At 34.8% G+C, this 12,467-nt stretch carries 12 protein-coding genes, 4 tRNA genes and 1 pseudogene; 4 read left to right on the forward strand and 13 right to left on the reverse strand.

All coding sequences use genetic code 11. From position 1 onward, the window contains the following. The first annotated feature begins 74 nt into the window (after positions 1-74). The gene (locus ACFFHT_RS03335; RefSeq protein ID WP_382373467.1) at positions 75-392 is read left to right on the forward strand and encodes a DciA family protein; all 318 of its coding nucleotides are present in this window, start codon (positions 75-77) and stop codon (positions 390-392) included. Here the strand turns inward: ACFFHT_RS03335 and ACFFHT_RS03340 are convergent. The 7 genes from ACFFHT_RS03340 to ACFFHT_RS03370 all read right to left on the reverse strand — a co-directional run bounded on the left by ACFFHT_RS03340 (position 370) and on the right by ACFFHT_RS03370 (position 6,212). After that, a complete protein-coding gene (locus ACFFHT_RS03340) occupies positions 370-1,263 on the reverse strand; it encodes a Dam family site-specific DNA-(adenine-N6)-methyltransferase (RefSeq protein WP_382373468.1) in 894 nt (297 codons plus the stop codon). The genes ACFFHT_RS03335 and ACFFHT_RS03340 overlap by 23 nt on opposite strands. A gap of 3 nt (positions 1,264-1,266) precedes the next feature. Beyond that, complete coding sequence (aroB, locus tag ACFFHT_RS03345) at positions 1,267-2,358, reverse strand: 3-dehydroquinate synthase (RefSeq protein ID WP_382373470.1); 1,092 nt, start codon at positions 2,356-2,358, stop codon at positions 1,267-1,269. 36 nt (positions 2,359-2,394) lie between these two features. After that, positions 2,395-2,922, reverse strand: coding sequence for a shikimate kinase AroK (gene aroK / locus ACFFHT_RS03350; RefSeq protein WP_065233715.1), 528 nt, complete (start codon positions 2,920-2,922; stop codon positions 2,395-2,397). A 267-nt stretch (positions 2,923-3,189) separates the two neighbouring features. Beyond that, positions 3,190-4,335, reverse strand: coding sequence for a type IV pilus secretin PilQ (gene pilQ, locus ACFFHT_RS03355; RefSeq protein WP_382373472.1), 1,146 nt, complete (start codon positions 4,333-4,335; stop codon positions 3,190-3,192). Beyond that, complete coding sequence (locus tag ACFFHT_RS03360; RefSeq protein WP_382373474.1) at positions 4,332-4,871, reverse strand: hypothetical protein; 540 nt, start codon at positions 4,869-4,871, stop codon at positions 4,332-4,334. The genes pilQ and ACFFHT_RS03360 overlap by 4 nt, the downstream gene beginning before the upstream one ends. After that, positions 4,871-5,437 (reverse strand): PilN family protein, encoded by a 567-nt coding sequence (locus ACFFHT_RS03365; RefSeq protein ID WP_382373475.1) that lies wholly within the window; start codon positions 5,435-5,437, stop codon positions 4,871-4,873. Before ACFFHT_RS03365 ends, ACFFHT_RS03360 begins: the two co-directional genes overlap by 1 nt. Continuing rightward, positions 5,427-6,212 carry a hypothetical protein gene (locus ACFFHT_RS03370; protein ID WP_382373477.1) on the reverse strand — a complete coding sequence of 262 codons (786 nt, stop codon included), beginning with the start codon at positions 6,210-6,212 and terminating at the stop codon, positions 5,427-5,429. Before ACFFHT_RS03370 ends, ACFFHT_RS03365 begins: the two co-directional genes overlap by 11 nt. Positions 6,213-6,298: 86 nt before the next feature. Here ACFFHT_RS03370 and ACFFHT_RS03375 point away from each other — a divergent pair, with 86 nt between their 5' ends. After that, the gene (locus ACFFHT_RS03375; RefSeq protein ID WP_382373479.1) at positions 6,299-8,866 is read left to right on the forward strand and encodes a penicillin-binding protein 1A; all 2,568 of its coding nucleotides are present in this window, start codon (positions 6,299-6,301) and stop codon (positions 8,864-8,866) included. 245 nt (positions 8,867-9,111) lie between these two features. Then, positions 9,112-9,347: pseudogene (locus ACFFHT_RS03380) on the forward strand (transposase); the annotation flags it as partial. Positions 9,348-9,392: 45 nt separating this feature from the next. Here ACFFHT_RS03380 and ACFFHT_RS03385 read toward each other — a convergent pair. The 6 genes from ACFFHT_RS03385 to ybaK form a co-directional block, all read right to left on the reverse strand. After that, positions 9,393-10,028, reverse strand: coding sequence for a TfoX/Sxy family protein (locus ACFFHT_RS03385; protein ID WP_382373481.1), 636 nt, complete (start codon positions 10,026-10,028; stop codon positions 9,393-9,395). Positions 10,029-10,275: 247 nt separating this feature from the next. After that, a tRNA-Lys gene (locus tag ACFFHT_RS03390) sits at positions 10,276-10,351 on the reverse strand. A gap of 19 nt (positions 10,352-10,370) precedes the next feature. Beyond that, a tRNA-Lys gene (locus tag ACFFHT_RS03395) sits at positions 10,371-10,446 on the reverse strand. Positions 10,447-10,468: 22 nt separating this feature from the next. Beyond that, a tRNA-Lys gene (locus ACFFHT_RS03400) sits at positions 10,469-10,544 on the reverse strand. Positions 10,545-10,567: 23 nt separating this feature from the next. Further along, positions 10,568-10,643 (reverse strand) — tRNA-Lys (locus ACFFHT_RS03405). A gap of 170 nt (positions 10,644-10,813) precedes the next feature. Continuing rightward, entirely contained in the window at positions 10,814-11,290 is a 477-nt protein-coding gene (gene ybaK, locus ACFFHT_RS03410; protein WP_382373483.1) for a Cys-tRNA(Pro)/Cys-tRNA(Cys) deacylase YbaK, read from the reverse strand. A gap of 68 nt (positions 11,291-11,358) precedes the next feature. Between ybaK and ACFFHT_RS03415 the strand changes: the two genes are divergently transcribed. Next, the gene (locus ACFFHT_RS03415) at positions 11,359-12,348 is read left to right on the forward strand and encodes an Asd/ArgC dimerization domain-containing protein (RefSeq protein ID WP_382373485.1); all 990 of its coding nucleotides are present in this window, start codon (positions 11,359-11,361) and stop codon (positions 12,346-12,348) included. The last annotated feature ends 119 nt before the right edge of the window (positions 12,349-12,467 follow it).

Consider the following 12,467-nt stretch of genomic DNA (forward strand, 5'->3'; position numbering starts at 1 on the left):
ATAAAATAACGGATAACGATTATAGAATAATTCCTTTATAATGTCATACAAATTGCTTGAGTTACGGAGAGAAGATGACCACTAAAAAAGAAGTACGCAATCAAAAAGTTTTGAATGTGAATGATGTTTTGCAACGATCTTCGCTCTCCGCACTTATCGATCGTCACAATCAATTACAACAATTTTATCAAGATATAGAAAAAATCATTCCTGCTCAGTTTCAAGGAAAAATCAGAGTAGCGACCTTAACTGAAAACCACATTCTATTTCATGTAGCGAATGGGATGATTTATCAAAGTTTATGCTTCCAACAAACACAATTACTAGCAAAAATTCAACAACATTACCCTAAAATTCAATCTATTGAATTTAAAGTGATTCCGAGTGTTTAAGATTTAATTTCTCTTGCCAGTGTAATAATTTCTGTTGTGAAAACAGTGCTATTAGCTCTTTCACTTTTACTCGTCTTGCACTTGCTTGGCTGATTGAGCGTTGTACATTGATTTTCTTGAGCTTCGCACCTTGATATAAATCGCGTGTAAAAGCAGTATCATGATTTGAAATCAACACTATCGCATTTCGTGACAATGCTGTATGCCGAGCTAATTCTGCTAATGCTCTTTGATCTTGCAGACTAAACTCATTCCCTGAATATCGAGTAAAATTTGAATCTTGTTGTAATGGTGCATAAGGTGGATCGCAATACACCACACTTTCTTCTGTCGCTAAGGCAAATGTTTGCTCAAATGAAGCACAAATAAATTCCGCTGTTTGAGCTTTTTCCGCAAAATAATGTAACTCATTTTCTGGGAAGTAATGTTGCCGATAAGCCCCAAAAGGCACATTAAATTCATTATCACTGTTATAACGACACAGCCCATTAAAACCAAAGCGATTCAGATATAAAAATATTGTGGCTCGTCGCCAAGGATCCGTACTTTGATTAAACTCATCCCGTAAAGCATAATAACGTAATGCCGTGTTAGCTTCAGGATGAGCAAATAAAAGCTGAGTTTCTTTAATATACTGCTTAACATCAGCCTTGATTAAACGAAATAGGTTAATTAAATCAGGATTGATATCTGCAAGTAGATAACGTTCAAAATCACTATTGAGGAAAACTGTTCCGGCACCAACAAAAGGCTCGATTAATTGCGTCTTTCCTTTAGGGTAAAGACGCTTAATTTCATCAATTAGACGATATTTTCCACCAGCCCATTTCAAAAACGAACGATGTTTCGACGTATGTGTGCTATGAGACATGGATTAATGGGAATGAATACAATCTTGAATCGCTTGTAATACTAATGATTTATCTGCATCTGCTGTTACGTAAGCCTGTCCCAACGACTTCAATAAGATCAAACGTAATTTACCAGCAAGTACTTTTTTATCACGCATCATATGAGGTAAATACTGTTCTGCAGTCATACCATCTGGCGAGAAAATTGGTAAATCTGCTGCCAATAATAATGCTTGCAAACGCAGAACATCTTCTTTTGTTAAATCACCCAAATGATAAGAAAGATACGCTGCCATCATCATGCCAACAGAAACAGCTTCACCATGTAGCCACATACCATATCCGAGATGTGTTTCAATAGCATGTCCAAAAGTATGCCCTAGATTAAGTAATGCCCGCTCACCTTGCTCAGTCTCATCTTTCGCTACTGTAATCGCTTTTAGCTCACAACAACGCTGAATACAATATTGCAAGGCTTGTGCATCTAACTTAGTTAATAAGTTAATATTTTGTTCGAGCCAAACCAAGAATGCATTATCTAAAATTGCACCATACTTAATCACTTCAGCTAATCCAGCACTCACTTCACGATGAGGTAATGTACTTAAGGTTTCAGTGTCAATGATTACTTTTGATGGTTGATAAAAAGCACCAATCATATTTTTACCTAATTCATGATTAACGGCTGTTTTACCACCAACAGAAGAATCAACTTGTGCTAATAACGTAGTTGGCACTTGAATAAAACGCACACCACGTTGATATGACGCCGCTGCAAATCCTGCCACATCACCAATTACTCCACCTCCTAAAGCAAGGATGGTTGTGTCACGTCCATGTTTTGCCTCAAGTAATGCGGTAAAAATTAAATTCAAGGATTCAAGCGTTTTATACTGCTCTCCATCAGGTAGCAACACTTCATTAACTTGACAGCCAACTTGTAACAATGCTGTTTTTACAGTCTGCAAATAATGTGCTGCAACAGTTGGATTGGTAACAATCATCACTTTGTCACCTGATTTTAAAGGATAGTAACTGCTTGGCTGTGCTAATAATCCTGCACCAATGCTAATTGGATAACGTCGCTCTTTAAGTTCTACATAAACATCTACCATTTTCTCTATCCTTTAAAATCTTAACTATTGATCGAACTAACCAGTAAAATTCTCTAACAAATCAATAATATTGTTAGCCATTAATTTGGCACTTTGATCATCAGTTTGTAAGGTAATATCCGCAATTTCTTCATATAACGGAGTACGAATTTTCGCTAAATCTTCTAATACTTGGCGAGGATCTTCTACGCCTTGTAATAGAGGACGTTTTTTATCTCGTAACGTACGTTGATGTTGTTTTTCAACTGTGGTTTCTAAATAAATCACAATACCACGTGCTGAAAGATGGTTACGATTCTCTTTCGACATCACTGCACCACCGCCAGTAGATAGTACAATACCTTGACGTTGAGTGAGTTCATTAATAATTCTTTCTTCTCTTTTTCTAAATCCTTCTTCGCCCTCAACATCAAAAATCCAACCGATGTCTGCTCCTGCTCGTTGTTCAATTTCAGTATCTGAGTCCACAAAATCCATACTTAATAATTGAGCAAGTTGACGACCAATCGTACTTTTTCCTGCTCCCATAGGGCCAATTAAAAAAATATTTCTTTTTTCTGCCATGTTTTTTATCGTTCTAAATGATTTAAAGATAAATGAATAGTTTGATCTTTGAGTGTCTATAACTCATTGGAAGTTATCCTATTATGTTGTTTTTATTCGGTGTTTTGTACAATTTTCACTATACATCCGACAAAAGAAAAAGAATACCGAAGTATTCTTCTATTAGCACAACACTCAAAAGATCCCCAAGACCTCGAATGTTCATTGAGATAGCGTGGTATTATCTCAATAAATAGGCGTATTTTTCAACCTTACCGTGCATTTTTATCAAAGATTATTCTTGTGCATAAATTCATCTTTACGCTTTTGATAGTTCTCAAGGGTTTCTGCTGCATTATGAATAATTCTTGGCGTAATAAAAATGACCAGCTCTCTTTTTTGATGGCGTTCTGCCTTACTACTAAAAAGCCGCCCCAATCCAGGAATATCCCCCAAGAGTGGCACTTTATTTTCTCCTTTACCAATTAAATCGTGAAAAATTCCACCTAATACTATCGTTTCACCATCATTGACCATCACTTGTGACTGAACCTCTTGTTTATCAATGGTCACAACTTGCCCTGCACCATAAGGAATACTTGCTCCAGCAGCATTTTGTGTCACAACAAGATCTAAAGCAATCATTCCTTGATGTAGAACTTGTGGTGTCACTTCCAACCCTAGAACAGCCTCTTTAAATTCAATATGCGTACGGCTACTCCTTTCATTATTATCTTCGATAACATAAGGAATTTCTGAACCCTGTTTAATTACTGCTCGTTTCTGGTTTGAAGTTAATAGATGTGGACTGGCAATAATCTCTACATTGTTCTCTTGTTCTAATGCTTTTAATTCAAGATCTAATAATCGCCCATGGATCTTAGCAACTTGTAAAGCAACAGATGCCGCTTCCGAACTTGTGGAAAAATTTACGTTTAAATGGGCATTTAAATTCTCTATGCCAAAACTATCTAACTTCGCTGCCACCTTATGAAAATTATCACCTTGATTAAAAATTCCCCATCGCACACCTAACTCATTAAGGCTTTCATTATTAATTGTCACAATTCTTGCTTCTATCGCAATTTGATCACCTGGTTTATCTAATTGTTCAATTAACTTTTTAAATCGTTGAATCTGTTTAGTTTCTCCCTTGACTAAAATTAAATTATTACGAGGTTCAACACTAAATCCCGCTAATCCTGATAATAATCCACCACCATTTTCACTAAAAACTTTTGCTAATTCATTTACTTGAATATATTTCACTTTAATGGTTTCAAAATCATCCAATATTTCTGGAGATATAGCATTATTCCCACTTTCATCAAGAAAACTGGTAGAAAAACTATCAAAGAAAGGATCCTTTATGGATGGTTTAGCTAGACAAGTAATAGAGATCAAGCTGCATAACAACAAACTTAATGATTTCATTCTCGTAGTTCCTCAGAAAATAAATGGATTGCTATATGTAATAATCCTGGATGTTCAGAATGATTACCTCTTTCAATACGCAACGAATCAATAGACCAATTTGCTAAAATGTCTTGAAATAACAAATCGAAATATTCAATAAATTCGTGAAAAGAGGTATATAAATCTAACTCAACCCGCAATAATGATTTATTACTCACTTGCATATCAAAACTTATTGCTGACTCTTGAGATAAATCACTTAACTGTTGATGCAGCTCTGCCAATTTTTGTGTATTTTTCTGAGTATCTTGTCGTTCACTAACCTTTTTTTGTAGATGCTGTAATAGTTGTTTCTGTTTCGCCTCTAATTCAATCTGTTCAAACAACATTAATTCTAGTTTTTTGGCTTGATAATATTGAGATCCACTCTTCCATAATGGATATGCTAAAAATAGCAACAGTAACAATAACCATAATGAATACAAAAATACTTTCGGCATATATAAAAGATACCAATGTATTCCTTTAGGATATTGCCTAGAAAATCTTCGCATTACTGTTCCTCTTTTTTATTAAAACGTAATGTAAAACTAGATTGCTTCTGTTGGTTCTGCTGCAACACACTTGGTTCTAATTCAATTGGATAATGCCAATGTAGTAATAAATATTGTTGTAACTGATAAAATTCTTGCTGAATAAGATTCTCCCCCATCAAAATAAAATTTAATTTTGTTTGTTGTTCTCCTGAAAAGGGATTTATCTCCATTTGAGCTAGCAATAAGCGTCCATTGCCTAATGGCAAATGAGATAATTGTTGAATAAATTGAACGATTTCCTCTAATGGAATTTTTTCAAAAGCAGAATGATGATTTAAAAGCTGCTGTTGTCTGTGTTGTGCTTGCTTGATTTGCTGTAAATTCGAATTAATTTGCTGCTGTTGTTGCCGTAATTCAACATATTTTTGACTTCTTTGCTGCATCTCTTGCAGTAAGTGATAGCCTGCTATGGCAACAAGTGTAAATAAAAGTAATAGCAATATAGATATTAAACGATAACGTTGTTGGTTATGCTGTTGTCGCCAATTAAGCAAATTAATCTCTGTTTGCATACTACTGTTCATTTTGCCCCCATAATGCACAACCCAAACTGATCAATTCGCCTTCTGATAAGGTACTTAGTTGTTGTACATTCTCATAATTAATAACGGCAGTAATATCCTCTGACTTTCGCTTCTCCGATTGAAATAAAACACATGTTGAAAATTTCACATTAAAAGATGTAGTAAACTTTTCCCAACCATTAGGAAAATCTTCTTGTATGACCAAAATTTCAGTTTTATATGGAGAATCTAAAAGAAAAATACATTGTTCGGCGTAATAACAATACAGTACGGTTTCTGAACTTTTTTTGTTGATCAGATAACGAAAAGCACGCAATAACACACGAGAAAACACATCTAATACGTTAAGTTGTAATGGTAAATATTTTTCAATTTCTTGTTCAGCATTTTGTTGTTTAACAACATATAACTCTAAATAGTCATCCTGATATAAATAATCAAACCAAATAGGACTCCCATCATGAGGCAGATCAGTTTCTAATAGATGATAAACCTGTTGTTCTAATAAGTATTGTGTTGTCTTTTGTGGATAGTGATACCTCGTTCGCCATACTAAATGCATTGGTAACACTGAAACATATAAAATTTGTTGCTTCGTATAATGGTACTGTTTAACTAATAATGTTGTTAACTGACCAATATCCTCAGTAATACCAGAAATAAATTGCTGTTCGATCGTAAAAAAAGAATAATAGAAACAATTAGATATAAAATACACTCCTACTCTAACTGTATGTTTTTTACCTTTTTTTCGTAGAGGAAATGCAACTTTCATCGTATAATCAACACCCAAATTCCAAAATACAAGTACACTTTACTGTCATTTACTAGCTTTATTTTTATAGAGAGAGTGTTTTTTCGATGAAGATCGTAAAATTAATATTTAGTTCTATTTTGACTTTATTTATTCTTAGTTGTATTGCTGGTGGAGTATTCTACTTTCATATCAAATCTCAATTACCAGATGTCAACGAATTAAAAAATGTTGAATTACAGCAACCAATGCAAGTTTTTACTGCTGATGGAAAATTAATTGGTGAAATCGGTGAACAACGTCGCATTCCAGTACCATTAGCACAAATTCCTAAACAGATGATCAATGCAGTAATCGCTACTGAAGATAGTCGTTTTTATGAACATCATGGGATCGATCCAATCGGTATTGCTCGAGCATTAAAAGTTGCGATCACCTCTGGAGGAGCTTCACAAGGTGCGAGTACCATTACTCAACAAGTAGCACGTAATTTCTTCCTAACCCCAGAAAAGAAATTAATTCGTAAAATTAAAGAAGCCGTGTTAGCGATTGATATTGAAAATAATCTAAGCAAGGACGAAATTTTAGAGTTATACCTTAACAAAATTTATCTTGGTTACCGTGCTTATGGTGTTGCTGCTGCTGCACAAACTTATTTTGGGAAGACACTCGATCAATTAACATTAAGTGAAATGGCTGTCTTAGCAGGGTTACCCAAAGCTCCTTCTACTATGAACCCAATCTATTCATTAAAACGTGCGACAGAACGACGCAATATCGTACTCGGGCGTATGTTAGATGAAAAATATATTACTCAAGAAGAATATCAACAGGCATTACAAGAACCTATCGTTGCTAGTTACCATGGTTCAAAACTCGATTTACATGCCGATTATGTTGTAGAAGCCGTACGCCAAGAAATGGTTAAACTCTATGGCGAAGAACAGGCTTATACTAAAGGTTATCAAGTTTTCACTACCATTAATTCTGAAGATCAACTAAATGCACAAGATGCATTAAGAAATAATCTTCTCGCCTATGATATGCGCCATGGCTATCGTAAAAATGCAACATTATGGAAACCAGATGAGGCCGATTGGGATAAGGAACGCATTATCGGTTTCTTAAATAAACAGCCTGATTCTACTCCTTTACAACCAGCTGCTGTGTTAGAAGTTAAAAACAATCAAGCACAAGTGATGCTTGCAAATGGCGATACCATTGCATTAACGCAAAATGCCGTTAAATGGGCAGGTAATATCAATAAAATCTTACATACAGGCGATATGATTTGGGTTATGCAAGACAATAAAAAACAATGGGTATTACGCCAAATCCCAATTGCTAACTCTGGAATGGTTTCATTAAATAGTGCTAATGGTGCTATTGAAGCTATGGTAGGAGGTTTTAGTTTTGCTCGTAGCAAGTTTAATCGTGCTACGCAATCTATGGTACAAGTTGGTTCATCAATTAAACCTTTTATTTATACTGCTGCACTTAATAAAGGGTTAACATTAGCAACTATTTTAAATGATGCACCTGTCACAATTCGTAAAGCAGGGCAAGCACCATGGCAACCTAAAAATTCACCAAATGTCTTTAATGGACCATTACGTTTACGTGTTGGTTTAGGTTTATCAAAAAACGTAATGATGGTACGTGCCGTCAATATGGTTGGTATTGACTATATTGCAGACTATTTGCAACGTTTTGGTTTCCAAAAAAATCAATATGCCGCAACTGAAGCTCTAGCCCTCGGTGCAGCTTCCTTTACTCCATTAGAAATGGCAAGAGGATATGCTGTTATTGATAATGGTGGATTTTTAATTGATCCTTATATTATTCAATCAATTAAAGACAATACAGGAAAAGAGATTTTTACAGCAAAACCAAAAGTAGCTTGTTTCCAATGTAGTGATAAACAAATTCCTGTCATTTATGGTGATGTAAAACCGATTGATTTCCTCTCATTAAAAGTTGATAACTCGGCAACAGAAAGCTCAACACCAGACACACCTTTATCATCAAATACTTCAGGTGATGAAGACAATAGTGAAGCTGTGCCAGATGTACCTGAATTAAATACGAATAATGTACAACTAGAAAATGCACCAAGTTTGCTCGGTAATAATACAAACGACAATCAACAATCAACTGAATCACAATATGCACCTCGAGTCATTAGTGGAAAGATTGCATTCTTGATGCGTAGCGCATTAAATTCTGGTATCTATGGAGAGCCAGGTGGTAATTGGACTGGAACAAGCTGGCGAGGTAAAGCAATTGGCCGCCCTGATATTGGTGGTAAAACAGGAACAACCAATAATTCCAAAGTGGCTTGGTACGTTGGTTATGGTAGTGATTTAGTCACTTCCGTTTATATCGGATTTGATGATAATAAACTCGATCTTGGTCGTGGAGAATCTGGTGGAAAATCTGCAATGCCCGCTTGGGTAGATTATATGACTAATGCACTTAAGCCATTACCAGTAAGAGATGATCCTATGCCAGATGGGGTAATTCAAAAACGCATCTCTATGGAAAATGGATTACTCACTGATTCTGGAGGCCGATTGGAATACTTTATTGAAGGTACAGAACCAACACAACATTTTGTACCTGAACAAGGTAATCAAATTATAGACAGCAAAGGTGAAATTAAAGAACTTTTCTAAATATACATATACAATTAAGGGGCTATTAAAGCCCCTTTAAATTGCCGACAAACATTTAAACAACAAGTGGTAGATTTCCACTTTCAAACACAACGAAACTCTTTCTTTAACCTGTCATACATTTACAATGTCTAAACGAACATTAAGGCATTGTATTTAATCTGTGCACAATTAGCCAGAAGTGCCTTCTTTTATCATTTAATACAGCAATCCAAGCAATGGATAAAGATACCTCCTGAGTAAGTTATCAACAGTTATTAGCTGAGCATAATATTGTGCAAAGTATGTCTAGGAAAGGAAATTATTTAGATAATGCCACAATGGAAAGTTTCTTTGGTCGGATGAAAGTAGAATGTTTTTATGGAAAGACTTTCGAAAGCATTGAGGAACTTGAATCCGTTATCAAAGAATATGTTCGAGAATACAATTAAAATTAAATGGACTGAGTCCTGTTCAATACAGAATTCAGTCCTTAAAATAGCTGTTCAACTTTTTCGGGGGCAGATCAATAGAAAAATATCTATAATTATGATAAGAACTCTTCAGGGTATCCTGCTTGAAGTAATTTTATATTCAATAATCTAAGATGTTCTTCTTTTTCAGTTAAAGTAAGGAGAGAATCATGCTTAAGATAAAAAGCTCCAACAAGTTTCCAATAGAGATTCAGATTCTCTATAAGAATGATTTTCTTTAGTTCCACAAAAATCATTGCCGGCCCTTGTCTTCTGAAATCTTTAACATTCTTCACGCCAATTCTAGCTAATAATCTTTCATGCTTAATACTTAAATTAGGTAGATCCCGAATCTGGTTCTTCTTTTTTTTAATTATACGCTTTTTTTCCTGCTTTACCTGTTCAATAGATAAAATAAGATATAAACGATATTGTTCATCATTATCTGTTATTTCTTTTGGAAGATAAAAATATTGGTTGGACGGATTAGTGTATGGGTTCGGTACAGCCCCTAGTCGTAGTAATAGTTTCGAAAGCTCATCAGTGGCTCTAAGATAGAAAAAATTCTTTTGATAAATTCCAAACATATATTCGTTTTTAAAAATACCGTATCCATAAAATAAGCTTTTAGCCGTTACAGGACCAATCAATTCTGTTAATTTCTGTAGGATACAGGCGGTATTAATTTCAGTTTGAGTTAATTTTTTCATAAAAAATCCTTACATTGATAATAGACGCTTATTGATAAATGATACAGCAAATTCACTATAACAAAGAATGTTAATTCACAAAAACATTTATTTAATAAAATATCAAAATTGTGAACTAAATCGATAAATTAAAAAGGAATTTTTACAAAAAATATAACATCTAGATTATATTCTGATTACAAATCAATTAAAACAAACTTGAATAAGGGACACTAAAAAAGATATTAGAGGGAAAAAATTATATTATTGGTGGGTCGTGAAGGATTCGAACCTTCGACCAACGGATTAAAAGTCCGCTGCTCTACCGACTGAGCTAACGACCCTCAGTTGTGAGTTAATTAGTGGTGGGTCATGAAGGGCTCGAACCTTCGACCGACGGATTAAGAGTCCGCTGCTCTACCAACTGAGCTAATAACCCACTTAAATGAATAAGTGCTAAGTGGTGGGTCGTGAAGGATTCGAACCTTCGACCAACGGATTAAAAGTCCGCTGCTCTACCGACTGAGCTAACGACCCTAAAGGGTGGAATATGGATTAAATGGTGGGTCGTGAAGGATTCGAACCTTCGACCAACGGATTAAAAGTCCGCTGCTCTACCGACTGAGCTAACGACCCATGTGCTACCATATTGCAACGGGTGCTTATAATACTGATTTTCAGGAACTAATCAATAAAAATTTTTATATTTTTTGCTGTTTGATTTAATCAAAAACACTTTGCTTGAAAAATAGGCATAAATTTAGGCAAATAGAATGAAAATTTATCAAGATGACAATTATTTTCTACTATTCTTCATTAATATCAGCAAAATTAGCTTGAGTAAGTTGAGCTAAATCTTGCGGTTGCAATTCAATATCAATGCCTCTTTTCCCGCCTGAAATAAAAATTGTTTGAAATTGTTGAGCTGTCATGGAAATAATAGTCGGTAAACGTTTTTTTTGTCCTAATGGACTAATTCCGCCAACAAGATAACCAGTAACTTTTTCTGCGAGATGTTTATCTGCAAGTTCAATCTTTTTCACTCCTAATGCTTTAGCTGCTTTTTTTAAATTTAAACTAAATGCAACAGGTACTACCATTACTGCCAGTTGTTTATCATCGCCATTTGCAGTGACCAATAGTGTTTTATAAGTCTGTAATGGAGAGAGATTTAATTTTTCTACTGCTTCTTTACCAAAATTAGTGTTATTAGGATCATGATCATATTGATGAATTTGAAAGGATATTTTTTGTTTCTTTAACAGGTTAATTGCTGGAGTCATGGAAAACATTCCCGTGGTAAAAATTAATTTGATAGAATAACGGGCCGAAGAGTAGCACGGAGAATAAAATGAGTTCAAGCGTAAATATTATTATTGCAGCAGATTTTGCTTTAGCAGAAAAATTAGCTGCTATTTTAGAACAAAGCAAATTGGCCTCAGCGCAAGTCACTATCATTGAAGCAGAAAAATTTTCAGAAGAACAAAATATTCGCTTTAATGGTAAATATGTTGAACAAGTAAATTTTGAGGATGATATTGAGTGGCGAGAATACGATTATTTACTGTTTGCAGGACGTTTAGAACAGGTTACATATTTAGCAGCAGCGGCAGAAGCTGGGTGTATTGCGATTGATGTACTAGGCATATGTGCTTATTTAAGTGATATTCCTGCTGTTGTCCCCACAGTCAATAATGAAATGTTAGCGGATCTAAGACAACGTAATATCGTGTCATTACCTACTCCACAAATTGCACAATTAGCATTGGTTTTAAAACCTTTACTACAACAATATGAGTTAACTCAATTATCAGTAACATCTTTATTACCAATGTCTTATTTTGGTGAGAAAAAAATTAGAGAGTTAGTTGGTCAAACTGCACAACTTTTGAATGGAGTACCGTTAGATGAGGAACAACAGCGTTTAGCTTTTGATGTTGCACCTCTATATAATCGAGAAGATATTAATAAGCAACGTATTCTATTAGCTAAGGTTTTGCCTGAGTTCACTGGACAATTTATTGAACATCAAATTCAATCACCTGTATTTTATGGATTTGCTCAACAAATTACCGTATCAGGTTACGATTTAGAGCAAGTAGCTCTTGATGATATTTGGCAGCAAACAGGGCTATTACAATGCCATTCAGAAAAATTGATCACGCCTGTTATTAATGGTGAAACAGAAGAAACAGCAAAACAATTACCTCAGTTACACCTTAGCCAAATGTATAGTGAAAATGGGCAATTAAGTTTATGGGCAGTCAGTGATGAACGAGGCTTTACTAGAGCCAGATTAGCAATCGAATTATTGCTAATAGTTGATGAATGGCAAGGTTAGTACTTATGATAATTAAAAGGGGCTTGTAATCGCCCCTTCAGTTTATTGGGCATATAGGACAAAAAAGTTGGTCTTTATCTATTTTCATTGTCTATAGGACAAAAAAGTTGGTAATTATT

This window comes from Gallibacterium melopsittaci, from assembly GCF_042433085.1.
In the GTDB taxonomy this organism is placed as follows: Bacteria; Pseudomonadota; Gammaproteobacteria; order Enterobacterales; family Pasteurellaceae; genus Gallibacterium; species Gallibacterium melopsittaci.